This is a genomic window from Buttiauxella gaviniae (assembly GCF_040786275.1).
GTDB lineage: Bacteria > Pseudomonadota > Gammaproteobacteria > Enterobacterales > Enterobacteriaceae > Buttiauxella > Buttiauxella gaviniae_A.
On record NZ_JBFMVT010000002.1, the window covers coordinates 1,948,381 to 1,971,537 of the forward strand.

The window sequence follows — 23,157 nt, forward strand, 5'->3', positions numbered from 1 at the left end:
CGGGCCTGAGCAAGCATAGTCGGCAATTATTCGATGTTCTGAATCTGCTCGCGCATTTGCTCAATCAGTACTTTCAGCTCAATGGCTGAATTGGTGACATCTGAATTAATAGACTTTGATGCCAGGGTGTTCGACTCGCGGTTGAACTCCTGCATCATAAAGTCGAGGCGACGGCCAACGGCTTCCTTTTTCTTCAGAATGTTATATGTCTCTTTAACGTGCGCTTCCAGGCGGTCCAGCTCTTCGGCAACGTCTACGCGCTGGGCCATTAACACCAGTTCTTGTTCAAGACGGTTATTCTCAAGTTGAACCTGTGCGTCTTCGAGTTTCGCAACCAGGCGCTCACGCTGCCATTTCAGGACTTCTGGCATTTGCGCACGAACTTTAACAACTTCGCCGCTTACACCTTCAAGTCGCTGTTCGATAAGTGCTTTCAGCGCCTCGCCTTCGGTTTCGCGGGCAACGATGAAGTCATCCAGGGCACCGTCAAGGGCGGCAAGAATTTCAGCGGTGATGGCATCAAGATCTTGTTCTTGAGCAGACATCACGCCAGGCCAGCGCAAAATATCAACGGGATTGATTTCACCTTCGTCGCTTTGCATTTTTACCCAATTAGCTGCCTCAACAAGCTGTTTAGCCAGTTTTTCATTGAGCAGCAAAGAGCCCTGGGAGCGGGCATCAGGCTCGAAACGCAGGTTACATTCTATTTTTCCGCGGGTTAAACGGGTGCGGATACGCTCGCGGGCGACAGGTTCGAGGCTACGGAACTGTTCCGGCATGCGGATATAAGTTTCGAGATAACGTTGGTTTACTGAACGTAACTCCCAGGAGGCGCTGCCCCATTCGCCTTTTACTTCACGTCGGGCATAGGCGGTCATACTGCGGATCATATTTCGTAACCGTATTCTGTTATAGATGTGGGGATTATAGCCATGCCAGGACTTGCAGGATAGGAATAAGCGAGCGAAGTCCGTATAATGCGCAGCCACATTCGTTTTAGCCGGAGAGAACCCCATGCGTCCATCAGGTCGTAGCGCCGAACAAGTGCGCCCAGTCACCCTGACCCGTAATTACACCAAACACGCAGAAGGCTCCGTGCTGGTCGAGTTCGGCGATACCAAAGTGCTTTGCACCGCCACCGTTGAAGAGGGCGTGCCACGCTTTCTGAAAGGCCAGGGGCAGGGTTGGATCACCGCTGAATATGGCATGTTGCCGCGCGCAACGCATAGCCGTAATGCTCGTGAAGCAGCGAAAGGCAAGCAGGGCGGTCGCACCCTGGAGATTCAACGCCTGATTGCGCGTTCTCTGCGCGCAGCAGTAGATTTAAAAGTTCTCGGCGAATACACCATTACGCTGGATTGCGATGTGTTGCAGGCTGATGGCGGCACGCGTACAGCATCCATTACTGGTGCTTGCGTTGCATTGGCTGATGCTCTGAACAAGCTTGTTGCGGCGGGCAAATTGAAAACCAACCCTATGAAAGGGATGGTTGCAGCCGTTTCAGTGGGTATCGTGAATGGTGCTGCTATCTGCGATCTCGAATATGTTGAAGATTCTTCTGCTGAAACCGACATGAATGTCGTGATGATGGAAGATGGCCGCATGATTGAGATTCAAGGCACCGCTGAAGGGGAACCGTTCTCCCATGAAGAGTTACTGGCGCTATTGGCGCTGGCTCGAGGGGGAATCGAATCCATCGTAACGTCGCAGAAAGCGGCGTTAGAAAATTGATTTTCAGGCGACTCAAGTAGTCGCCTTTTTTATACCCTTCATACTTAAAGCGGCATCTTTGTTGGCTGCGTTCGCTCTCCCGAATCACTTACTTATGTAAGCTCATTGGGGCTCGTTCTCTTGCCGCTGCGATGCAACTCGAATTATTTTGGGTAATTATCTACGTGAAATGCAAAGGAGCAAATCCATGAAACCGTATCAGCGCCAGTTTATTGAATTTGCGCTTAACAAGCAGGTACTGAAGTTTGGCGAATTTACGCTGAAGTCCGGGCGTACCAGTCCTTATTTCTTCAATGCCGGGCTGTTTAATACCGGGCGTGATCTGGCACTGTTGGGCCGTTTTTATGCCGCCGCGTTAGTGGATTCCGGTATTGAATTTGATTTGCTGTTTGGGCCGGCTTACAAAGGTATTCCAATCGCGACGACGACTGCGGTTGCGCTGGCAGAACATCATGAGCGCGACTTGCCCTATTGCTTCAACCGTAAAGAAGCGAAAGATCATGGTGAAGGTGGCAACCTGGTCGGCAGCGTACTGCAAGGTCGCGTAATGCTGGTGGATGATGTGATCACCGCTGGTACGGCAATTCGTGAATCCATGGAAATTATTGCTGCTAACAATGCGTCGCTGGCAGGTGTACTGATTTCTCTGGATCGCCAGGAGCGTGGCCGTGGCGAAATTTCCGCCATTCAGGAAGTGGAACGCGATTATCAGTGCAAAGTGATTTCAATCATTACGCTCAAAGACCTGATTAATTATCTGGAAGAAAAACCTGAAATGGCTGGCCATTTAGCCGCTGTGCGGGAATACCGTACTCAGTACGGAGTGTAAGAAAAAGGGCCTTTTCAAAAGGCCCTTTTCAATTAACGCAGTTGGGATGCCACAAGTGGCCAGCGGGTATCAAAATCATCGGTCGGTAAATAGCGGAACTCGCTACGAACAAAACGCGACAATGTCCCTTCGCAGAAGGCCAGAAGCTGGCTAGCCAGTAACGATTCATCAGTAATGAAGCCTTCACCTTCGCGCATTTTCTTTTCGCGCATAACCTGACGCAACTGCACTTCAATACGTTCAAACAGCTGATTGATACGACCCTGAAGGCGATCTTGTTCAAACATCAATGCATGGCCGGTGAGGATACGGGTGAGGCCTGGGTTGCGCTCGCCAAATCCCAGAATCAAAAGAACGATTAATCGCAGTCGGGCGTGGGTATCTTTCTCGTCTTTCAAAATGAGATTGATACGGGTAATCAGACTGTCTTCAATGAATTCGATAAGGCTATCGAACATTTTTGTTTTGCTTGGAAAATGTCGATACAGCGCAGCTTCGGAAACACCAACCGTCGCCGCGAGTTTAGCGGTAGTGATACGTTGGCTTCCATCGCTGGATTCAAGCATTTGGGCCAGAGACTGAAGTATTTCTTCGCGACGATTCCGTTTCGCAGTTTGTTTTTCTGCCATGTTCTAAAATACCCCTGAAATAACGCACTTGTCAGGCAAGTAGCCACACAGCGCTCGCAAACTTTAAGTTTGCGGTTTTTTCACATTTTTTACGCTGTGGGGTTACGTTTATAAACGCAGTTACTGGCGTCCTGAATGGCCGAAACCACCTTCGCCACGGTCGCTCGAATCGAAATCTTCAACCAGATTGAATTCGGCTTGCACGACAGGCACAAACACCATTTGAGCGATGCGTTCACCTGGCTCGATAGTGAAGTTATCTTGTCCACGGTTCCAGACAGAAACCATCAGTTGCCCCTGATAGTCGGAGTCTATCAGTCCCACCAGGTTGCCTAAAACTACGCCATGCTTATGACCAAGACCTGAACGAGGCAGAATCACTGCTGCAAGAGAAGGATCGGCAATATGGATAGCCAGCCCGGTCGGTATCAACTTGGTTACACCAGGCGCGAGCTCTACGGCATCATCCAGACATGCGCGAAGGTCAAGGCCCGCAGAGCCGGATGTAGCATAGGTCGGCAGAGGGAACTGTTGGCCAACGCGTGGGTCCAGAATCTTAACGTCGATTTTTTTCATCATAACGGGTAACGATCTCGTTCAGTAAAAGATGGCCAAGGAGTTCCTTACGCTCAAGAGGTAAGACTTTATCTCCTTCCTGCCAGAAAAGGTGCAATGCATTATTGTCGCTGTTAAATCCCTGACCGGTTTGCGAGACATCGTTCGCACAAATCAGGTCGAGATTTTTGCTCATACGTTTTTGCCGAGCGTATTCTTCCACATTATTTGTTTCGGCGGCAAACCCAACAACATAGGGGCGATGAGCTGAAAGTGCTGCGACACCGGCGACAATATCGGGGTTTTTTATCATTTTTATTGTAATTTCATCGCCTTGCTTTTTAATTTTTTCATCGGCCACTGCTGCTGCACGATAGTCTGCAACTGCCGCACAACCGACGAAAATTTGCTGTTCCTGAACATGTTGCTGAACTGCGGCCTCCATTTCGAGAGCTGTAGTGACATCAATTCTTTTCACCCACGGTGGAGTGGGTAAAGAAACAGGGCCTGAAATTAACGTCACATTTGCGCCACGTGAAGCGGCGGCGGCGGCAATGGCGTAGCCCATTTTCCCGGAGCTATCGTTAGTGATGTAGCGCACCGGATCTAAGCGTTCACGGGTAGGGCCTGCGGTAATCATGACATTGAGATGTTGCAGATCTTTGATGACGGTAAAATGTTGCACCGCCATCTCTACAATCGTTAATGGGTCAAGCATGCGACCAGGGCCTACGTCGCCACAGGCCTGGCTGCCGCTATCCGGCCCCCACAGCAGCAAGCCGCGTGAGGAGAGCACCTCGAGGTTGTGCTGAGTTGCAACAGCCCGATACATCTGCTGATTCATTGCCGGGACAACGGCGACAGGTGACGGTGTGGCGAGACAAATTGTGCTCACGAGATCATTCGCCATACCTGCGGTAATGCGAGCAATTAAATCTGCTGTCGCAGGGGCAAGAATCACTAAATCAGCCCATTTACCTAATTCTATGTGACCCATCGCAGCTTCGGCGGCGGGATCTAACAAGCTGTCTGACACAGGGTAACCTGATACGGCTTGTAAACTCAGCGGCGTAATAAAGGCTTTGGCGCCCTCAGTCATTACTACCCGCACTTCGGCGCCTCGTTCGCGCAGACGGCGCACCAGCTCTGGGGTTTTATAGGCAGCAATACCACCACTCACACCCAGAACAATTTTTTTGCCAGAAAGCCCCATCATGATTTTTCCACCACAAGTCACAGTCATCTGGCTATTTTACCACACTCATTGGGCAGCGACTTTTTTGGAGTTTGCGAGACATCCCGCATGCAGGAAATCTGGACGTCGAGTGTGCTGGTCGAGTTGTGCACAATAAGCCACGACGAAGAGCAAGGAGGTTCTGATGGATGAGACATTGGGGCAAGACAGAGCAGATCTACCGCGTGAAAAGCTTCTGAAATTTGGTGCAACTTCATTATCTGATGTGGAATTACTGGCGCTTTTCTTACGTACCGGTTGCCATGGCATGAATGTATTGATGTTCGCACAGTGCTTGCTGCATCAGTTTGGTTCACTAAGCCGGCTGTTGTCGGCAGATTATTCGCAATTCAAAGATGTGAAAGGGATTGGAGAAGCCAAATACACGCAACTGAACGCCATTGCTGAGCTGGCCAGGCGTTATTATCACTCGCGCGGTGTGGAGGAGTTAAGCCTAAAGGGGCCGGAATCCGTCAGGGAATTTATTCAAAGCCAGTTGACGACGCAAGAGCGTGAAATATTCATGGTGATTTTCCTGGATAACCAGCATCGGGTTATTAAACACAGCCCCATGTTTTCTGGAACGTTGAGCCATGTTGAGGTTCATCCGAGAGAAATTGTGCGTGAAGCGATGAAATCCAATGCAGCGGCGCTAATACTCGCGCATAATCACCCGTCTGGTCGAGCAGAACCGAGCAAAGCTGATCGTGTTATTACTGAACGTATCGTAAAAGCTTGCCTGTTTATGGAAATTCGAGTGCTCGATCATCTTGTTATTGGGCGCGGAGAATACGTTTCTTTTGCCGAACGCGGGTGGATTTAGGTCGAATTACGCGATCCTTGGGGATCTTTGTCTGTTCGGGACTTGAGCACATGCGTCAGGCAGCGTATACTACGCCACCTTTGAGAATCTCGGGTTTGGCATTATGCGCCTGGCACTGTGGTTCGCATTGAACCGCCAGGGACCAGGCTTGCGGCCTGACGAGGCGCCATAACCCTATACGAAGCTCGAGCTAATTTGATTTTTGGAGAATAGACATGTCCCGAGTCTGCCAAGTTACTGGCAAGCGTCCGGTGACCGGTAATAACCGTTCCCACGCAATGAACGCGACCAAACGCCGTTTCCTGCCGAACCTGCACTCTCACCGTTTTTGGGTTGAGAGCGAGAAGCGTTTTGTCACACTGCGTGTATCTGCTAAAGGTATGCGTGTAATTGATAAGAAGGGTATCGAAACGGTCTTGGCCGATATGCGTACCCGTGGCGAGAAGTACTAAGAGGAACTAAGTCATGGCTAAAGGTGTTCGCGAGAAGATCAAGCTGGTTTCTTCTGCTGGTACTGGTCACTTCTATACCACCACGAAGAACAAGCGTACTAAGCCGGAAAAACTGGAACTGAAAAAGTTCGATCCAGTTGTCCGTCAACACGTACTGTACAAAGAAGCTAAAATTAAATAATTTTAGTCATCTTTGATGAAAACCTCGCTTAGGCGGGGTTTTTTCGTTTTAGGCAGCCACAGTTTGGAGGAGAGATGCCCGAGTTACCTGAAGTCGAGACCAGCCGCCGCGGTATTGAACCGCATCTTGTCGGTGAAACCATCCTGCATGCTGTTATACGTAATGGTCGCTTGCGCTGGCCTGTCTCTAATGAAATCCATGCTCTAAGCGATAAACCTGTTTTAAGCGTACAGCGCCGGGCTAAGTATCTGCTGCTCGAACTTCCCGATGGCTGGATTATTATCCATCTTGGAATGTCCGGGAGTTTGCGCATTCTTCCTGAAGATTACCCGGCAGAAAAGCATGACCACGTCGATTTGGTCATGAGCAACGGTAAAGTGTTGCGCTATACCGATCCGCGCCGTTTTGGTGCCTGGTTGTGGGCAAAAGAGTTAGAAGGCAGTAATGTGCTGGCCCATCTCGGACCAGAACCTTTGAGCGAAGAGTTTTCTGCAGATTATCTGCGTGAAAAATCCGCTAAAAAGAAGCTAGCGATTAAGCCCTGGCTGATGGATAACAAACTGGTTGTTGGTGTAGGTAACATTTATGCCAGTGAATCGCTGTTTGCCGCGGGGATTCATCCTGACCGTGTCGCGCAGTCACTATCAAAAACTGAATGTGAATTACTGGTCAAAACGATTAAAGCCGTCTTGCTACGTTCAATTGAACAGGGCGGGACGACGCTAAAAGATTTTCTACAGTCGGATGGTAAACCGGGATATTTCGCTCAAGAATTACAGGTTTATGGGCGCGCAGGTGAACCATGCCGCGTTTGTGGTGCACCGATTGTGATGAGTAAGCATGGGCAACGCAGCACGTTTTATTGCCGCCATTGCCAGCACTAAATCTTTAGTTTGCAGACTCCTGCTTGAGTCTTTCCTGTAATGCTTTGCATACCGGCTCAGGCAGGAAGTGCGTAACATCGCCATGATGGCGTGCAACTTCTTTCACCAGTGACGAAGAGACAAAAGACCACTCTTTAGATGGCATCAGGAAGACGCTTTCCAGTTCCGGCATTAAGTGACGGTTCATATGAGCCAGTTGCATCTCATATTCAAAATCCGCCGCCGTGCGTAACCCTCTGACTAAAACATTGGCCTGTTGAGTTTTAGCAAAATTCGCCATCAGATCGCTAAACCCAACAACTTCAACGTTAGGCAAATGCGATGTAACGCCTTGTGCAAGCTGAACTCTTTCTTCCAACGTGAACATGGTTTTCTTGTGCGGGCTATTTGCAATCGCCAGAATCAGCGTATCGAACATCATCGCTGCGCGAGTCACGATGTCCAGATGACCGTTAGTGATAGGATCGAATGTGCCAGGATAGATTGCGCGCGTGGTCATAGAAGTTTGTTTTCCGTGTAGCCCTGATTTAACGCCCAGAGTTCAGCATACTTGTTAAACGTATATTGCGCGTTGACGACCGCAAGCAGCCAGCCCTGTTTTCCATCAAGAAAGCCCGCTCGTAACAATAACGTCTTACAAAACGCACCCAATGTATGGCCAAAAATACCGGCGACAGAGACTCGTTTACCGCGTTGGTGGCGTTCCTGCGCCCAGGCTGTAGCATAATTTAACTGTTTACGCTGGAAACTGGCAAAATCACGGCAGGTTAAATGGAGCAAATCCCCTTTAAGCGGGATAACTTTTGCGCCAGGTGCTTCAAGAGATTCATGAACCTGGTTGTCATTATAGCGGTAGCTTGAACGAGCGTAGAGACGAGTCACGCGGTCTGGGTACCAGCCACTGTGGCGCATAAAGCGGCCAAGAAAGAGATTACGACGTGCAATACTGTAAACGGCACCCGGCTGAGGATTTTCTAATACAGATTTGAGCGTGCTGGCTAATTCAGGCGTGACACGCTCGTCGGTATCGATCATCAAAATATAGCCATGGCTGGCGTAGCTCTGAGCAAGTTGACGCTGTTTGCCAAAGCCCTGCCACTCTTCATTAATGAAAACTTTTGCGCCAGCCTGGAGGGCTATTTCGACGGTCGAATCAGTGCTGCCTGAGTCCAGCAAAACCACTTCATCCGCCCAGGCGACTGATGCCAGGCAATCTGGCAACACATCTGCCGCATTTTTTGCGATCATCACAACGGATAAACGGTTGGGCATTAATGGCTCCGTTGTGGCAGGTACGGTTGCAGTAATTGTAGCAAGCGTTGCAGGGCACCCTGGTTTTGATGAAGAACTTCCACGGCGTGACGGCCATAGTAAAGACGATAATCTTCATCCGTCAGCAGAGTGGTGATTTCGTTAACCAGTGAAGCTGCATCGGTGACGGTAATCAGCCCATCAGCATTCTGCAATCTGGCGCAAATATCTTTGAAATTGAAGGTATGTGGGCCCATCAGCACAGGAATAGCATGAGCGGAAGGCTCCAGCGGGTTATGGCCACCGCGTTCTACAAGGCTGCCGCCAACAAAGGCGAGATCGGCAATTCCGTATAACATCATTAGTTCGCCCATGGTGTCGCCAATCACGACTTGCGTGCTGCTTGAAGGTTTTTCTCCGCTGCTGCGCATGATGTAACTGAAGCCAGCTTTTTGCGCCATGTCCCGTGCGTCTTTAAAACGTTCAGGATGGCGTGGGACAAGAATCAGCAATAAATCAGGGAACTTAGCCAACAACTGACGATGAGCATCCAGAATAATGCTCTCTTCACCGTCGTGGGTGCTGGTGGCAATCCAGACTTTACGATGCGGTGCCCACTGGCGACGTAATGTAATTGCGCGTGCGGCCAGTTCTGGAGTAACGGATATATCAAATTTCAGGCTGCCGGTAACCGTTAGCTGTGAGCGTTTCAGACCCAGCTCGATAAAACGGCCACCATCTTCTTCATTCTGCGCGGCGATGAGTGTGATTTTGCTCATCAGACGACGCGTGAAATTACCCAGTTTTTTATACCCGTTTGCCGAACGAGCTGAGAGGCGGGCGTTGGCAATAACCAGCGGGATTTTACGCTTATGCAATTCGTTGATCATATTGGGCCATAACTCGGTTTCCATCACGATAACCAGTTTGGGGCGCACAGTATTGAAAAAACGCTTCATTGCGCAGGGAAGATCATAGGGTAAATAGACGTGATGGACGTTTTGCCCAAAGGCTGATTGAGCACGCTCCGAACCTGTTGGCGTCATTGTTGTAACGGTAATCGGAATGGTCGGGTAGCGATGGCGTAAGGCGCGAACCAACGGAATGGCCGCCAGTGTCTCCCCTACGGAAACTGAATGCAGAAGAATACCATCGGGTTCCACTTTTCCACGGCAATAACCGTAGCGTTCTGCCCAGCGTTTACGATACGCAGGGGCTTTACGGCTACGGAGTAACAGTCGCAGCCACACAAGGGGCTGAATAAGATAGAACAGGGCGGTATACAACGATTCCAAGCGAATTTTCCGTATTTTCATTATCGGCGGGCAAATTCTAAGCATTTGGAAGGCGTAAAGCTATTGTTTTGGTATACCCGTCACTCTTCAGGTTACAGGTACGTTAGCGGTGTGTCGCAGAAATGGCGGGTAGTGAGAAACTACCCGCCAGGAAATGGTCGCTTAACCCGGTACGCGAGTCGCTTTCTTTAGTTTCAAATAACGACGACCCAGGCGCCAGCGCAGGCGGAATCCACGGGCATTTTTCCAGATCAGACGCCAGATTCCGCGATCAAAAAACTCCTGAATAATCATCTTCTTCTTGTGCGGATCTTTCATATTATTGAAGGTATGCAGTATCCCAAGACCCTCTTTGGCGATTTGCCAGTTGCAGGCGGGGATGTTTTTTACTGCTTCCGGATAACGCTGGTTAATGGCGTCCAACATTTCCAGAATTTTCATATAGTGGCGGGCCGAGCGGATTAGCGTGTCATCGGTATCCGGTTTATGAGACACCGACGCGGAATGGATGTAGTAGTCGTAGTATTGCGCGTCAGTGTATTGAACACGTGCCGCTGCGAGTAAAACTTCGGTCGTCCACGGAATATCCTGATGACGTAAACCGGGTTCAAACCTAAAACCATGTTCGCGAATAAAATCATGGCGATAAAGATTCAACCAGGTGACATGCAGGAACTTGCGTGAATCCAGGGCGCGTTTAAGCCATTCGGGGCCACTGAGTACGCCGGTTGACTGAAGTTTGTCCTGCGGGAAAATAGGCCGTGAAGGTTTCTTATTATTTTCATAAACGTAACTACCATTGCAGGTTACGACGTCGAGATTATTTTTCAGCGCTAAATCAAGTAACTCGCGGTACATGCCCGGTTTAAAATCATCGTCGATATCCGGGAAGGAAAGGTACTGCCCCGTTGCGACAGCAAGCCCGGTGTTACGTGCGATAGAGACGCCCTGATTTTCCTGTTCGAGGATTTTCATGCCAGGAAACTTATTTTGCCAGGCTTCAATAATTGCCATGGAGCTATCGGTTGAACCATCGTTCACCATAATAACTTCCATGCCGTCGATATTTTGAGCTTCAAGGCAGGCAAAAAATTTCGCCAAAAAATGTTCGCCGTTATAAACAGCAACGACAACGCTAAGCAGTGGACGTAGGGACTGTTGCATAAAATTACCTGAAAATTTTGTTATCTTTCTTCTGTTGCCAGAGACAAATACTGCTGGCAAATGGCACCAATGCTATATGACTCAATAGTCGTGGTATCAATGTTTGGTGGGTTGTTATAAATATCTGACATGGTATCCGCCAGTTCCTGATCGCTCATACCAGAAAGGCCACGAGCAAGTTCTCCGGTAAGGATTTCAGCTGGCCCGCCGGGGCAACGTGTACTCACCGCTGGCGTCTCACAAATCAGCGCTTCAACCAGCACGTTACCAAATCCTTCGCAATCTGAGCTGAGAAGCAGCATTCGTGCATTAGAAATCCATGGGTAAGGATTAGGAACGAATGATTTCATAATGACACGAGCGGCAACGCCCGAAGCCGTGGCAATTGTTTTTAACTCAGCAATGCGCTCTTTACTTCCATTACCCATCAAGACTAGCGGAGCCTGGATCCCGCTGAGGGCATAGGCTTTAATCAGCCGGTCATGGCGTTTATGCTCATGAAAACGTCCGACATGAATTAAATAGTCCTGTCCGGTCATTTCGCATGGCTCTTTTGCTTTCAGAAGGATGCCATCAATGTCGAAAGGATTATGAATAACGGTGCCGCGTCTGAGCGTAATATCGAAATTTTCAGTGATGTCCTGCAGTACCGCCTGGGATACCCCAACCACATTGCTGTTCTGATAAACGTTTTGGATTTTCTTGCGTTTTAACCAGCGTGAAAAACCATGACGATGCTGAAGATAGGAGAAAGAGAACATCCCATGCACGCAATACCAGAGCTTTTCACGCGGAATGGATTTTGTATGGGCAACGATGCGATCGGTTTTATGCAGATGCGAAAATATGAGGTCAAAATTCCCTTTTTTCTGCGCTTGCTCAACTGCACTATCCAGTAATGCGGCGCGGCGTGACAGTTCTGTTAGCTTACGCCAGGGTTTTTTGCAGATATCCAGAATGACCTGATAATCAACGCCTTCCGGGATTTCATAGTCACAGACGCGACGCAGAGAGAAAACGGATACCTGATGACCCATACCTACCAACCCTTTTGAAAGGGTTAGTACGGTTTTTTCAGCTCCACCGCCAGGTAAACCATCGATAATCATTAGGATGCGCATCGTCTAATCCAGTATGTTTTGATACAGCGAAATAAGTTGCTGTGAAAGTTTTTCCGGTGTCGCATCCCTGACTCGTTCACGCGCGTAAACTCCCATTTTCTCATCCACAAAGCGTGATGGAATTGCCATAACCGCTTCTGACAATTCAGGAATATTGAGCGCGTCGCAAACGTATCCGTTTTGTCCGGTTGCTATAAACTCAGCGCCACCGCAGGTGTGCGAGGTAATAACCGGTAATCCACATGCCATCGCTTCAAGAATGACGTTGGGGAATGGATCATATAGTGTTGGCAGTAATAGTCCATCAGCCACCTGATAGAAGGGCTGCGTATTTTTCTGCATTCCCATAAACCGAACCCGATTCAGGCATCCCAAAGATTGTGCCAGTTCCAGGTACTGTTTTTCGGCTTTATCTTGCCCGACAACCACCAGATAGCGGTCGGTATGAGCTACGGCTTTTATTGCACTGGCGAGCCCTTTACGCTCAAACCCTGAACCCACAAAAACCATTACCACCGCGTTTTGTGAGATTGCCATTTCATCACGCAATTTCGCTCGTAACACTTCATTTGCGGGAACGAAGCGGGAGGAGTCAATGGCATTATAGATGACATGTATCTTATTAGCAGGTATAGAAAAATCTTCGATGATTTCTCTTTTCACCATTTCTGCGTTGCAGATAACGGCTTTGAGTTCTGGCGCCTGGTACATGGCTCGTTCCGCTTGCATCACGTAACGATGGTATCTGTCCATAAATAACCACTTTCCGCGCCATGCGGGTAAAATTCTTGCGCGCTGCATTAACCAGCGGCGATGAACACCATCACCTGCCCGATAAATATCACAGCCCGCTATGCGCTCATGACTTTGAACAATATCGAAGTTTTCGCGCTGCCAGAGTTTACGGGCAGCATCAGCAAACCCTTTTTCACGGCTGATACGCCCTAATTTCATAGGGTCGCAAATATGAATGTGCCAGTTTTCCTGACGTTCGCCCTGCCATTGCCGAGTGATAACGTTAAGTTCCATATCATGGGCGCTTAACGCTTCGAGCGCGCGCGAAACAAAGCGTTCAGCGCCGCCATCCGGACGGTATTTTTGACGGACAATGGCCAGACGGCAGCGCTTCATAACAACTGTTTCCTTGCAGCAGCGATAACAACATCAATAGGAATCGCGTCGAGATAGCGTTCTTTTGTATTGGTATCAATTTTGTCAGGCTCGGGAAGTTCACCGTAATTACCTGCCCAAATCACTTCTCCGATGACGTCCCACGGGCTCCAGAATGTCAATTTTGAAGGGCCAAATAAGGCGATGCAGGGTGTTCTCAAAGCGGCAGCCATATGCATTGGCACGGAATCAACGCCGATGAAAAGACGCGCATGATCGATGAGCGCCGCCAATTGCCGCAGAGTTAATTCACCGGCCAGCGAATGGATAAGTTTTGATGGACATAATGCGCGGATTTTTTCGATCATGGATTTTTCATTTTTATCCGGCCCGGAGGTCAAAATCAGAGTATGGCCGTCATTCTGAAGAGCCGTAATGGTCTGAGCCATTTTGCTCTCATCCCAGCATTTGAAAAACCAGCGGGACGTGGGTTGCACCACAATAAATGAGCCTTCAATGCCCTTACTTTGCAGTTTAGCTTGTACGCACTGCCAGTCGTCAGGCTGATAACTCATCGTCACACTACGACTGTATGGAATCTCAAGAGGGGCAAGAATAGATAAGTTTTGTTCAACGGTATGTAAGGTTTGATGATCGGTCACTGAGGCCAGTTGCGTATGACAATTGCGCCAGAACCATCCACGACGTTTATTGAAATCGAAACCGATGCGTGCAGGGGCTCCAGTAAAACGAGTTACGATGGCGCTACGCCATTGATCGGCAAGATTGATAACCAAAGAATATTGTTGTTCACGCAACGTCTTAAGTAGCTGCCATTCTTTGGACAAATGCTGGCGAGTACCGAGTTTGCGCCATTTACGATCAATCCCGTAAATATGATTAATGAACGGATGAGCCGCCAGCATATCTCGCGTTTCTTCATATAAAAGAACATCAATAGCCGCCTGGGGCCAGGCCTGATGTAAGGCATTGATCACCGGCGTGGTAAGCAACATGTCACCATGATGGCGCAGCTTAATCAGTAAAATGCGAGCCGGTGGCTTGCCTGCGAGAGAGTTCAAAGCGTTATTCATTATCATCTTTAGGTGATCAACCAAAGGGGGATTCTAATAGACCTTGAGTATGGTTGCTACATTTGTGCTCTGGCGTCAGAAATTTGGAGGGAAGCGGTTTGCCCTAATCCGGCAGGCTGCGTAACATGATGTAAACATCGATAGCTCAGAGACGGAAATGACCATTCCAGCATTTATCATCACCATTGATACCGAAGGCGATAATTTGTGGCAAAACCATCGGCAGATTAAAACGGAAAATGCCCGTTACTTGCCTCGTTTTCAGTCGCTTTGCGAGAAATATGGTTTTAAGCCAGTGTGGTTAACCAACTACGAGATGGCTATCGATCCTGAGTTCATCGCATTTGCTAAAGATGTGATTGCTCGTGGTCAGGGCGAAGTTGGTATGCATTTGCATGCCTGGAATAGTCCTCCAGATTATGATTTAACCGGTGATGACTGGCGCTGGCAGCCCTATCTTATTGAATATCCAGATGAGATTTTGCGAGAGAAGGTGGTTTATATGACCACTTTGCTGGAAAATACTTTTGGAACAAAAATGATTAGCCACCGTGCAGGGCGCTGGGCATTCGATAGCCGCTACGCCAAATTGCTGGTGGAGCTGGGTTATAAAGTCGACTGTTCTGTAACGCCAAGGGTTAACTGGCGAAATGCGAAAGGATCACCATTTGGAAAAGGTGGAACGGATTATCAGCATTTCCCGACTCAGGCTTATTTCATGGATCTGGATAATATTAACCAGCCCGGAAACTCAGACTTTCTCGAAGTACCGATGAGCATTCAGTACAAATACAGCTCGTTGATGAATGGTTTTAAACAGGGTTATGACCGACTGCGTGGAAAATACCGTAGCCCTTCGGTTAATTGGCTGCGGCCGTCCGGAGGTAATGCCGCACAAATGATTTCCGTCGCGGAAAAAACGTTATCTAAGGGCAATGACTACGTCGAATTTATGCTTCATTCCTCCGAGTTTATGCCGGGTGGTAGCCCAACCTTCAAAAATGAAGCGGATATTGAGCAGTTATATCAGGATTTAGATGAGCTATTTTCCTGGCTTGCTCAGAGAACCAAAGGTTTGACGTTGGCTGAGTATTATGAGAATAAAAAAGCGCAGTAAACTGCGCTTATCAAATATTATTTTGAGACAGCAACTCTTATCGGTGTGCTGAGGATTACAGCTAATGGGAACCAGAAGAGGAACCAAAATTCCTGTGGGTTCCCTATGATGAACATACCCTGTGATAAGTAATAAATTAAGGAGAAAATGAAAATAGAAATTTCTGTTTTCTGATTAATCTTTAAATGTTTAAATGATTGCAGCAGTCCATAGCCAATGACTGACATAAACAATAAGAAACCAACAATCCCACCTTTTAAGAATGAAGCAAGATAAATAGTGTGGGTTGTTGAGATATTTTGCCCAACACTATTCACAAAAGTTAAACTTTTATCATAACCCCAACCCCAAATAGGTTTTTGCATGCCAGTTTCTAAAGCGTTATGCCAAATACCAAAGCGGATAAAACTTTGTTGGTATAGAGTTTCAAAACGATCAATGAAAACGTTGGAGAATTTAGTCATGAATATAGTGAAGATTACAGCAGCTATAATTGCTATTCCGAAAAGAGCGTTCTTTTTACTATAAGCTGGATTAACAATGAATAAGAGGATAAAAGCAGCCATAAAGGCAATCAATGGTCCTCGACTTTGAGTCAGTATCAAAGAAATCAATAAGACAGGCATTAGTAAGTAAAGCCAGTTTTTGCGAGTCTCACGAATAAATATGATGCCGCAAAAAATGCCGATCACCATATATCCACCCAAGTCTATGACATTATCTGGAGCCCAAGGGAAAGCATTATCGAGTCTATTGACGGCGAGCGTTGATTTATCAACCATGATCAACGTAAGGACAGATAAGAAGGTCATTCCAATAAATACAGCGCCCATTACATATTTTTTATAGCCAAATATTTCCAATTGACGATAAAGACAGATAAAGGCTAATAAATAAAGAACATGTTTTAAAGTTGAAGTTATATTTTCAGGATTACTGGACCATAGATTTGATAATGAAAAGTAAAGAAGGAATATGAAGGGAAAAATAAGCCCTCTTAAAAATTGACGGTCGTTAATAAATTGGTTTCTGGTCTCTTTCGAAACTATTAATGAAAAAATAAAAAGTATAAATGAAATGTGGAACAATAAATTAACTTTTGAAGTGTTGCAAAAAATAGCGCTAAAGAATATAAATCCTATAAAGATAAAGCTATATGATTTTTCAATGCGCGAATGATTATTTAAAAGCATCACGATAATCCATTTTTGGGAAAATATGAGAAGGAATAGCACTCTCTAATGATAAATTAACAACATCAACACCATCTTTTTTCAATTCAAGACTGGCAAGTGAGAAGGCTGGAATGATGATTTCTTGTAGCTTTTCCGCAAGGAAAGAAGGAAGCATGTCATTTTTTGTTTCATAAAACCGAGGGGTGGAAAAATTAGTCATATCAAGACCGACAACATAAATCTTTTTAAACCCTAAATAAGAAAGAATCTGAAGAGACCAATAGATTACAGTCCCGGCATCGAAGATACCGTTTCTAATATCATGATTAAAAGCTATGTTGATATTTTCTTTAGAAAATATGATTCCTTTATGAGTATTGAAATTATTATAAATGTCTGCATTTGATATTTTTTTCTCATAAATGGGATAACACTTATCTTCAATAACAGCTAGTTTGCATTTTACTTTATTTAATGTAAATTTATCAATTATTCTTACTATTCCATGCATGGTTGTGAAAAGTACAAGATCTTCCTTCTTAATAATTTCTTCAATAATATCAGGTTTATTATCGACAAAAATCATATCAACAATAATATAAAATTTAAAATCAAGGTCACTATTGAGATGCCAGGCACCATTTACACCTACAGTTGGCATAGAGGGTACGGTGGAGAAATCTATTTTCTTTATAGAAGGGCCCGTTGCCGTCAATAAAACCTCACCTTTGAAATTTTCTTTAAGTGAAGTAAGGTCCACTAAAGGGACGTTTTCGCCTCTATAATTTAAATGCGATATGGCATTGTTTTTATCACGTTGAATTTTTACGAAAGGCCATAGGTTTTCATTATGTCGCATACTCCGTGGATGCGTATATCTATATATCTGTTTTGTTAACGTTCCCATAAGGCTCTCACCATTATTAACTTGTGGCGCTTATAAACTTTTTTTATTTGCAATGAAATAATGTATTCTTTGAAGATCTTCATCACTTAACGCAAACAACTCTTCCTTTGGCTTATCAAAGTAATATCGGGTTTCGAAAACAAAGGAATTAGTATTTGCGTCGTTACCTATCAGAAGCACATTACCTAAAGGGCGCTGCTCTTTTACACAACAAGGGCCATAGATAAGTATAATGGGGACACCTACCGCATCTGCAATATAAATGTTGCCAGAATCAGATGCGATATAGAAATCCATTTTACTGATGGCATACGGCAGGTCTTCAAGCTGAACTTGTCCAATCATGTTGACGAGATTATCTTGCTCACCTGTAACTTTGAGCAAATCGTCAAGCCATACCTGCTCATTTTTAGAGCCAAAAATGTAGTATAAACACGGCAAATCTTGCAGCGATTCAAACAGGCGATTCCATATAACGGGTGGAATTGTTTTTGCTTTGTTTCCTGCAGAAATACTGAGCCCTATTTTTATAACCCCTTTTTTATCCAGAATTTGTGGATATAAGCTGGGCTTCTTTAAGGGCAACGTTGCATGTTTAGGGCTGTCGCGCCATGTCAGTGAGCGATCGGCTAATTTAATATAATTATCAACACTTAAAGTGTATTTACCATGCTCGACGATGCCATCAGCTGTAAGATAAAGTGGATCTTGATACCAACGCCGAGTGTAGGTGGATAAAAACTGTTTATTAGAGGCGTTGCAGGTGGCTGCAAAGAAAAGGTTTGTACTATTGGGGTGCAATAAGTACACATTCTCGTAGCGGTTTAATAGCTTAAATGCCAGGCGGAACTTACGCCATAGGCTCTTTTTATGTTCTTCGATAAGATAAATGGTATCGATGGTTTCATCGTACTTAGCCAAAGGGAGAACAGTTTTGCTTATTAAAACGTCGCTATGCTTCAGATGGGCAAGCAAAGGCGTTACATTTACGAAATCACCTATTTTTGCCGTTTGAATCAGTAAGTTCCGGCCTGTCTTTTTATAAAAAAGTTTGCCGAACAGCTTGAACGGAAGAAAGAGGATAAAGAGGAATAGATAGCTCATTAATGGTTATTCTGCTGCTAAGTGACTAATTTTCTGTAATGCAGCAAATGTATCTGCAGCGGTAATGTTAGCCATGCTTTTTTCTGCGCCTCTAATTTCATGTTGGTTTTCACCGTAGCCACCAATCAAACCCGGATCGGTAGGGCCGTACAATGTGATATTCGGTCGACCCAGTGCCGCGGTCAGGTGACTCAATCCTGTATCAACAGAGACGACAGCCCGTGCCCCCGCAAGCTCTTTGGCTACTTGTTCAAGAGACAAACGCGGCAACACCTCAACATTATCAAATCCTTCGGCCAGGCGGATTGCACGTTCGTGCTCGTGATTAGCGCCCCACGGGAGTTTAATACGTAAGCCTGTTTTATGCATTAATTGAATAAGATTTCGCCAGTTTGATTCCGGCCAGTGTTTCTCATCCCGAGTGGTGGCATGCAGGAAAACCATGTACTGCCCCATTTCGGATGGGACGGTAGCCAGGAAGTGTCGCGCAATCGCGTAATCTCCCTGCACGGTTGGTTTTTGATAGCCGAGGCTTTTCGCGAATAACTCACGTGTACGCTCAACCGCATGCTGTTGTTTCGTAATGGAATGCCGTCGGTTGTAGAACAGGCTTGCGAGGGGCTCGCGAGCGCTATTCCAGTCCATGCCATGCTTTATGCCTTTAGCTTTTCTCGTCACTAATGCGGCACTTTTAATAAGACCCTGGGCATCAATAATAAGATCGTAATTTTCAGCGCGAAGTGCCTGATAGAACGCGGCTCGCTCGGCTTTTATGGGGGCCGAGAACCAGTTTTTACGCCAGCGACGAATAGCGACGGGCAGAACTTTACCGACTGTGGGATGCCAGGTGGGGATTTGTGCAAAACCCTCTTCAACTACCCAGTCGAAACGGATAGCTGGAATGGCATGCATAGCATCCGTCAGGGCTGGTAGCGTATGCAGGACATCACCCATTGATGATGTTTTAACGATCAATACCCGCATTATGCTTCCTTCTCAGCCAGTAGCAAAGCGGTTAACTCTTCCATCACGCGCTCAGGCGTAATATCAATCAAACTTTGGTGATAACCTTCTGCGGCATCGCCTTTACGCACTTTGTGGTAGCCAGTAATAAGGCGAATCACGCGCGCCTTATGCGAAAGCGGTGGAGTAAAGTCCGGGCTGCTTGGGCCATATAACGCAACAAGGGGACGATTGAGTGCCGCGGCAACGTGCATTAATCCGGAATCATTCGTCACCACAGCCTGGCAGGCGGCAAGTAAAATCACGGCCTGCTCAAGTTCGGTATCTCCCGCCAGATTGCGACAATAAGCCTGCTGCTGGCTGGTTAGCGCGGCGATAATATCATTGCCTGGCTCTTTGTCTTTGGCTGAACCAAACAGCACAACCTGATAGCCGTCATCAATGAGTTTGCCTGCAAGAGTGGCGTAGTGATAATGCGGCCAGCGTTTTGCCGGGCCGAATTCAGCACCAGGGCAAAAACCAATAATCGGGCGCTGAGCGTCCAGACTAAAGGCCTTACTCGTCTGCTCTTTTTCCCCTTCACTAACCTGCAGTTGAGGCCACAGTAACGGTTGCGGGAGGTCTTTTGCCGACTGCATTCTGCCTTTGTCATAAGCCAGGGCGATGTAACGCTCGACCATTAATGGCCAGGCCTGCTTATCCAGAACGCGGGCATCGTTGAGCAAGCCGTAACGCATTTCACCGCGCCAGCCTGTGCGTTGTGGGATGTTGGCAAAGAAAGGAACAAGTGCTGATTTAAATGAGTTTGGCAGCACATATGCCTGATCGTAACGTTTAGCTCGCAGAGCATGCCCAAGACGGCGACGCTCGCCAATTTCCAGCGCGCCATGACCAAGCGGCATTGCCAGCGCTTCGTTAACTTCCGGCATACGTGACAGTAATGGACGGCACCATGCCGGTGCCATCACATCAATGATTGCCTGGGGATAGCGCGCTTTGAGCGTGCGATAGAGACTTTGCGACATCATCATGTCGCCCACCCATGACGGGCCAATCACCAGTATTTTCATACACTTCATCCTTCAAGCTGTCTCTGCGTGGGCTTCATTTGTTCACACCAGTCACATAGTTATCCTATGTTCGTGGCGATTCACTCATTTGCCGCCTTGATCCCGCCTGAATGATTTTGTGTAACTGTGTCACGGTTTAGCCAGGCCATATACTCTGTCACGCCTTCGGCAACAGTTTTGAATGGCTTGTCGTAACCTGCGGCGCGCAGATTGGTTAAGTCGGCCTGAGTAAATGCCTGATAGCGGCCTTTGAGTTTTTCCGGGAAGGGAATGTACTCAATGCTGCCTTTTTTATGGAAGGCCAGGGCTGCGTCGGCAATCGCCTGGAAGGATTCTGCACGACCAGTACCGCAGTTATAGATGCCGGAAACGCCGTTCTGCCAGAACCACAGGTTTACCGCTGCCACATCGCCCACGTAGATGAAATCGCGTTTAAAGCTGTTGCTGCCTTCAAACAGTTTTGGATTTTCGCCTTCGTTCAATTGCGTGTTCAGATGGAAAGCAACGCTCGCCATGCTGCCTTTATGGCCTTCGCGTGGGCCATAAACGTTGAAGTAACGGAAGCCGGTAATCTGGGAGTTGGCTTCAGGCAGGATTTGACGCACATATTCATCGAACAAGAATTTGGAGTAACCGTAAACGTTAAGCGGCTGCTCGTACTCACGAGATTCAATGAAATCGCTGTTACGACCGCCATAGGTTGCAGCGGAAGAGGCGTACAGGAACGGAATTTCGCGCTCGAGGCAATAATGCAGCACTTCTTTTGAGTACTGATAGTTGTTATCCATCATATACTTGCCGTCCCACTCGGTTGTGGAAGAGCAGGCACCTTCATGGAAGATCGCTTCGATGTCGCCGAATTCTTCACCCGCCATAATCTGGATTAAGAAATCTTCTTTATCCATATAGTCGGCGATATTTAAATCTACGAGGTTGGCGAACTTGGTGCCATCCTTCAGATTGTCTACCACCAGGATATCTGTATGGCCGATATCATTCAGTGACTTAATGATGTTGCTGCCAATAAAGCCAGCACCGCCGGTGACAATAATCATAAGCGTAAACCTTAGAAAAAGAGGGCCGTAAGGCACGATACCTCACGCGCTAATGGCTCTTATCATACCATTACATTCATGGACCCGCCTAATCAGAGGAAGTTTCTCAACCTCGTGATTTATGCTGCAAATTTCAATTTCATTGAAACGTCATCTCGTGTCCTGGTATAGCTTTGGGTAATATGTGCCGAAATTAGCCATGCCTGGAGAATCGCAATGCGCGGAGATTTTTACCAACAGTTAACAACCCAACTTGAAACCGCTCGCGCGGAAGGGTTGTTTAAAGAAGAACGTATTATCACCTCAGCCCAACAAGCAGATATCACCGTTGCTGATGGCAGCCATGTCATTAACTTCTGTGCCAATAACTATCTGGGGCTCGCGAACCACCCGCAATTGATTGATGCTGCAAAACAGGGCATGGATAAACACGGTTTTGGGATGGCCTCTGTTCGTTTCATTTGTGGTACGCAAGACAGCCACAAAGAACTGGAGGGCAAACTTGCGGGCTTCCTCGGAATGGAAGATGCGATTCTTTATTCTTCCTGTTTTGATGCCAACGGCGGTCTGTTTGAAACGCTACTCGGCCCGGAAGATGCCATTATTTCTGATGCTCTGAACCACGCCTCCATTATCGATGGCGTGCGTCTGTGCAAAGCGCAGCGCTACCGCTACGCAAACAACGACATGCAAGAGCTCGAAACTCGCCTGAAAGAGGCGCGTGCCGCCGGGGCTCGCCATATCATGATCGCTACTGACGGCGTGTTCTCTATGGATGGCGTGATTGCTAACCTAAATGGTGTTTGCGATTTGGCGGATAAATATGACGCACTTGTGATGGTCGATGACTCTCACGCCGTGGGTTTTGTGGGGGAAAATGGTCGCGGTACGCATGAATACTGTGACGTGATGGATCGCGTAGACATCATTACCGGAACGCTGGGTAAAGCGCTTGGCGGTGCTTCTGGTGGTTATACCGCAGGCCGCAAAGAGGTGATTGAATGGCTGCGTCAGCGTTCTCGCCCGTATCTTTTCTCTAACTCATTGGCCCCGGCTATTGTTTCTGCATCCATCAAAGTTTTGGAAATGCTGGAAACGGGCGCGGAAATGCGTAATCGCCTGTGGGCTAACGCGAGTCTGTTCCGCGAGAAAATGACTGCCGCAGGTTTTACGCTGGCAGGTGCCGATCACGCTATCATTCCTGTGATGTTAGGCGAGGCCGTTGTGGCGCAAAACTTTGCGCGTGAGCTACAAAAAGAAGGGATTTATGTCACTGGGTTCTTCTACCCGGTGGTTCCAAAAGGTCAGGCGCGCATCCGTACTCAGATGTCTGCGGCTCACACGACTGAACAAATTGAACGTGCGGTTGACGCATTTACGCGTATCGGTAAACAGTTGGGCGTTATCGCCTGA

General features: G+C 47.3%; 25 protein-coding genes. 8 read left to right on the plus strand and 17 right to left on the minus strand.

The window, feature by feature from the left end; genetic code table 11:
- Positions 1-26: 26 nt before the first annotated feature.
- Positions 27-890, minus strand: coding sequence for a YicC/YloC family endoribonuclease (locus AB1E22_RS09700; protein WP_367595142.1), 864 nt, complete (start codon positions 888-890; stop codon positions 27-29).
- Positions 891-1,014: 124 nt separating this feature from the next.
- Here AB1E22_RS09700 and rph point away from each other — a divergent pair, with 124 nt between their 5' ends.
- On the plus strand, positions 1,015-1,731 hold the full coding sequence (gene rph, locus AB1E22_RS09705; RefSeq protein WP_367595143.1) for a ribonuclease PH: 717 nt from the start codon (positions 1,015-1,017) through the stop codon (positions 1,729-1,731).
- A gap of 187 nt (positions 1,732-1,918) precedes the next feature.
- Positions 1,919-2,560, plus strand: a complete 642-nt coding sequence (pyrE, locus tag AB1E22_RS09710) for an orotate phosphoribosyltransferase (protein ID WP_367595144.1) — start codon at positions 1,919-1,921, stop codon at positions 2,558-2,560.
- Between the two features lie 32 nt (positions 2,561-2,592).
- Here the strand turns inward: pyrE and slmA are convergent, their stop codons facing one another.
- The 3 genes from slmA to coaBC all read right to left on the minus strand — a co-directional run bounded on the left by slmA (position 2,593) and on the right by coaBC (position 4,957).
- A complete protein-coding gene (slmA, locus tag AB1E22_RS09715; RefSeq protein WP_367595145.1) occupies positions 2,593-3,189 on the minus strand; it encodes a nucleoid occlusion factor SlmA in 597 nt (198 codons plus the stop codon).
- A 120-nt stretch (positions 3,190-3,309) separates the two neighbouring features.
- Entirely contained in the window at positions 3,310-3,768 is a 459-nt protein-coding gene (gene dut, locus AB1E22_RS09720) for a dUTP diphosphatase (RefSeq protein WP_147295662.1), read from the minus strand.
- Positions 3,746-4,957, minus strand: a complete 1,212-nt coding sequence (gene coaBC / locus AB1E22_RS09725; protein ID WP_367597356.1) for a bifunctional phosphopantothenoylcysteine decarboxylase/phosphopantothenate--cysteine ligase CoaBC — start codon at positions 4,955-4,957, stop codon at positions 3,746-3,748. The genes dut and coaBC overlap by 23 nt, the downstream gene beginning before the upstream one ends.
- Positions 4,958-5,123: 166 nt before the next feature.
- Between coaBC and radC the strand changes: the two genes are divergently transcribed.
- The 4 genes from radC to mutM all read left to right on the plus strand — a co-directional run bounded on the left by radC (position 5,124) and on the right by mutM (position 7,318).
- Positions 5,124-5,801 carry a RadC family protein gene (gene radC / locus AB1E22_RS09730; RefSeq protein ID WP_367595146.1) on the plus strand — a complete coding sequence of 226 codons (678 nt, stop codon included), beginning with the start codon at positions 5,124-5,126 and terminating at the stop codon, positions 5,799-5,801.
- 215 nt (positions 5,802-6,016) lie between these two features.
- Complete coding sequence (gene rpmB, locus AB1E22_RS09735; protein WP_034461465.1) at positions 6,017-6,253, plus strand: 50S ribosomal protein L28; 237 nt, start codon at positions 6,017-6,019, stop codon at positions 6,251-6,253.
- 13 nt (positions 6,254-6,266) lie between these two features.
- Positions 6,267-6,434 carry a 50S ribosomal protein L33 gene (gene rpmG / locus AB1E22_RS09740; protein ID WP_002208990.1) on the plus strand — a complete coding sequence of 56 codons (168 nt, stop codon included), beginning with the start codon at positions 6,267-6,269 and terminating at the stop codon, positions 6,432-6,434.
- A gap of 74 nt (positions 6,435-6,508) precedes the next feature.
- Positions 6,509-7,318 (plus strand): bifunctional DNA-formamidopyrimidine glycosylase/DNA-(apurinic or apyrimidinic site) lyase, encoded by an 810-nt coding sequence (gene mutM / locus AB1E22_RS09745; RefSeq protein WP_367595148.1) that lies wholly within the window; start codon positions 6,509-6,511, stop codon positions 7,316-7,318.
- A 4-nt stretch (positions 7,319-7,322) separates the two neighbouring features.
- Here the strand turns inward: mutM and coaD are convergent, their stop codons facing one another.
- From coaD to rfaQ, 7 genes are all read right to left on the minus strand, one after another.
- Positions 7,323-7,817 (minus strand): pantetheine-phosphate adenylyltransferase, encoded by a 495-nt coding sequence (gene coaD / locus AB1E22_RS09750; RefSeq protein ID WP_367595149.1) that lies wholly within the window; start codon positions 7,815-7,817, stop codon positions 7,323-7,325.
- On the minus strand, positions 7,814-8,590 hold the full coding sequence (locus tag AB1E22_RS09755; protein ID WP_367595150.1) for a glycosyltransferase family 2 protein: 777 nt from the start codon (positions 8,588-8,590) through the stop codon (positions 7,814-7,816). Before AB1E22_RS09755 ends, coaD begins: the two co-directional genes overlap by 4 nt.
- Positions 8,590-9,864 (minus strand): lipid IV(A) 3-deoxy-D-manno-octulosonic acid transferase, encoded by a 1,275-nt coding sequence (waaA, locus tag AB1E22_RS09760; protein ID WP_367595151.1) that lies wholly within the window; start codon positions 9,862-9,864, stop codon positions 8,590-8,592. Before waaA ends, AB1E22_RS09755 begins: the two co-directional genes overlap by 1 nt.
- 162 nt (positions 9,865-10,026) lie before the next feature.
- Positions 10,027-11,028, minus strand: coding sequence for a glycosyltransferase (locus tag AB1E22_RS09765; protein WP_367595152.1), 1,002 nt, complete (start codon positions 11,026-11,028; stop codon positions 10,027-10,029).
- 20 nt (positions 11,029-11,048) lie between these two features.
- Positions 11,049-12,149 carry a glycosyltransferase gene (locus AB1E22_RS09770; protein WP_367595153.1) on the minus strand — a complete coding sequence of 367 codons (1,101 nt, stop codon included), beginning with the start codon at positions 12,147-12,149 and terminating at the stop codon, positions 11,049-11,051.
- Positions 12,150-12,152: 3 nt separating this feature from the next.
- Positions 12,153-13,280 (minus strand): glycosyltransferase family 4 protein, encoded by a 1,128-nt coding sequence (locus AB1E22_RS09775; RefSeq protein WP_367595154.1) that lies wholly within the window; start codon positions 13,278-13,280, stop codon positions 12,153-12,155.
- Entirely contained in the window at positions 13,277-14,353 is a 1,077-nt protein-coding gene (rfaQ, locus tag AB1E22_RS09780; RefSeq protein WP_437178411.1) for a putative lipopolysaccharide heptosyltransferase III, read from the minus strand. Before rfaQ ends, AB1E22_RS09775 begins: the two co-directional genes overlap by 4 nt.
- Before the next feature lie 157 nt (positions 14,354-14,510).
- Here rfaQ and AB1E22_RS09785 point away from each other — a divergent pair, with 157 nt between their 5' ends.
- The gene (locus AB1E22_RS09785; RefSeq protein ID WP_367595155.1) at positions 14,511-15,470 is read left to right on the plus strand and encodes a polysaccharide deacetylase family protein; all 960 of its coding nucleotides are present in this window, start codon (positions 14,511-14,513) and stop codon (positions 15,468-15,470) included.
- Positions 15,471-15,487: 17 nt separating this feature from the next.
- Here the strand turns inward: AB1E22_RS09785 and AB1E22_RS09790 are convergent, their stop codons facing one another.
- The 6 genes from AB1E22_RS09790 to rfaD all read right to left on the minus strand — a co-directional run bounded on the left by AB1E22_RS09790 (position 15,488) and on the right by rfaD (position 21,744).
- Positions 15,488-16,663, minus strand: a complete 1,176-nt coding sequence (locus AB1E22_RS09790) for an O-antigen ligase family protein (RefSeq protein WP_367597358.1) — start codon at positions 16,661-16,663, stop codon at positions 15,488-15,490.
- Positions 16,650-17,552, minus strand: coding sequence for a sugar glycosyltransferase (locus AB1E22_RS09795; protein WP_367595156.1), 903 nt, complete (start codon positions 17,550-17,552; stop codon positions 16,650-16,652). The genes AB1E22_RS09790 and AB1E22_RS09795 overlap by 14 nt, the downstream gene beginning before the upstream one ends.
- Before the next feature lie 30 nt (positions 17,553-17,582).
- The gene (locus AB1E22_RS09800; protein ID WP_367595157.1) at positions 17,583-18,656 is read right to left on the minus strand and encodes a glycosyltransferase family 9 protein; all 1,074 of its coding nucleotides are present in this window, start codon (positions 18,654-18,656) and stop codon (positions 17,583-17,585) included.
- A gap of 6 nt (positions 18,657-18,662) precedes the next feature.
- Positions 18,663-19,640 carry a lipopolysaccharide heptosyltransferase RfaC gene (rfaC, locus tag AB1E22_RS09805; protein WP_367595158.1) on the minus strand — a complete coding sequence of 326 codons (978 nt, stop codon included), beginning with the start codon at positions 19,638-19,640 and terminating at the stop codon, positions 18,663-18,665.
- Positions 19,640-20,689, minus strand: a complete 1,050-nt coding sequence (rfaF, locus tag AB1E22_RS09810) for an ADP-heptose--LPS heptosyltransferase RfaF (RefSeq protein ID WP_367595159.1) — start codon at positions 20,687-20,689, stop codon at positions 19,640-19,642. The genes rfaC and rfaF overlap by 1 nt, the downstream gene beginning before the upstream one ends.
- An 80-nt stretch (positions 20,690-20,769) precedes the next feature.
- Entirely contained in the window at positions 20,770-21,744 is a 975-nt protein-coding gene (gene rfaD, locus AB1E22_RS09815; RefSeq protein ID WP_367595160.1) for an ADP-glyceromanno-heptose 6-epimerase, read from the minus strand.
- Between the two features lie 216 nt (positions 21,745-21,960).
- Here rfaD and kbl point away from each other — a divergent pair, with 216 nt between their 5' ends.
- Entirely contained in the window at positions 21,961-23,157 is a 1,197-nt protein-coding gene (kbl, locus tag AB1E22_RS09820) for a glycine C-acetyltransferase (RefSeq protein ID WP_367595162.1), read from the plus strand.

Coding starts and splice junctions, on each gene's coding strand:
- AB1E22_RS09700 (WP_367595142.1), bottom strand. CDS start 890: ATGATCCGCAGTATGACCGCCTATGCCCGACGTGAAGTAAAAGGCGAA.
- rph (WP_367595143.1), top strand. CDS start 1,015: ATGCGTCCATCAGGTCGTAGCGCCGAACAAGTGCGCCCAGTCACCCTG.
- pyrE (WP_367595144.1), top strand. CDS start 1,919: ATGAAACCGTATCAGCGCCAGTTTATTGAATTTGCGCTTAACAAGCAG.
- slmA (WP_367595145.1), bottom strand. CDS start 3,189: ATGGCAGAAAAACAAACTGCGAAACGGAATCGTCGCGAAGAAATACTT.
- dut (WP_147295662.1), bottom strand. CDS start 3,768: ATGATGAAAAAAATCGACGTTAAGATTCTGGACCCACGCGTTGGCCAA.
- coaBC (WP_367597356.1), bottom strand. CDS start 4,957: ATGGGGCTTTCTGGCAAAAAAATTGTTCTGGGTGTGAGTGGTGGTATT.
- radC (WP_367595146.1), top strand. CDS start 5,124: ATGGATGAGACATTGGGGCAAGACAGAGCAGATCTACCGCGTGAAAAG.
- rpmB (WP_034461465.1), top strand. CDS start 6,017: ATGTCCCGAGTCTGCCAAGTTACTGGCAAGCGTCCGGTGACCGGTAAT.
- rpmG (WP_002208990.1), top strand. CDS start 6,267: ATGGCTAAAGGTGTTCGCGAGAAGATCAAGCTGGTTTCTTCTGCTGGT.
- mutM (WP_367595148.1), top strand. CDS start 6,509: ATGCCCGAGTTACCTGAAGTCGAGACCAGCCGCCGCGGTATTGAACCG.
- coaD (WP_367595149.1), bottom strand. CDS start 7,817: ATGACCACGCGCGCAATCTATCCTGGCACATTCGATCCTATCACTAAC.
- AB1E22_RS09755 (WP_367595150.1), bottom strand. CDS start 8,590: ATGCCCAACCGTTTATCCGTTGTGATGATCGCAAAAAATGCGGCAGAT.
- AB1E22_RS09765 (WP_367595152.1), bottom strand. CDS start 11,028: ATGCAACAGTCCCTACGTCCACTGCTTAGCGTTGTCGTTGCTGTTTAT.
- AB1E22_RS09770 (WP_367595153.1), bottom strand. CDS start 12,149: ATGCGCATCCTAATGATTATCGATGGTTTACCTGGCGGTGGAGCTGAA.
- AB1E22_RS09775 (WP_367595154.1), bottom strand. CDS start 13,280: ATGAAGCGCTGCCGTCTGGCCATTGTCCGTCAAAAATACCGTCCGGAT.
- rfaQ (WP_437178411.1), bottom strand. CDS start 14,353: ATGAATAACGCTTTGAACTCTCTCGCAGGCAAGCCACCGGCTCGCATT.
- AB1E22_RS09785 (WP_367595155.1), top strand. CDS start 14,511: ATGACCATTCCAGCATTTATCATCACCATTGATACCGAAGGCGATAAT.
- AB1E22_RS09790 (WP_367597358.1), bottom strand. CDS start 16,663: ATGCTTTTAAATAATCATTCGCGCATTGAAAAATCATATAGCTTTATC.
- AB1E22_RS09795 (WP_367595156.1), bottom strand. CDS start 17,552: ATGGGAACGTTAACAAAACAGATATATAGATATACGCATCCACGGAGT.
- AB1E22_RS09800 (WP_367595157.1), bottom strand. CDS start 18,656: ATGAGCTATCTATTCCTCTTTATCCTCTTTCTTCCGTTCAAGCTGTTC.
- rfaC (WP_367595158.1), bottom strand. CDS start 19,640: ATGCGGGTATTGATCGTTAAAACATCATCAATGGGTGATGTCCTGCAT.
- rfaF (WP_367595159.1), bottom strand. CDS start 20,689: ATGAAAATACTGGTGATTGGCCCGTCATGGGTGGGCGACATGATGATG.
- rfaD (WP_367595160.1), bottom strand. CDS start 21,744: ATGATTATTGTCACCGGCGGTGCTGGCTTTATTGGCAGCAACATCATT.
- kbl (WP_367595162.1), top strand. CDS start 21,961: ATGCGCGGAGATTTTTACCAACAGTTAACAACCCAACTTGAAACCGCT.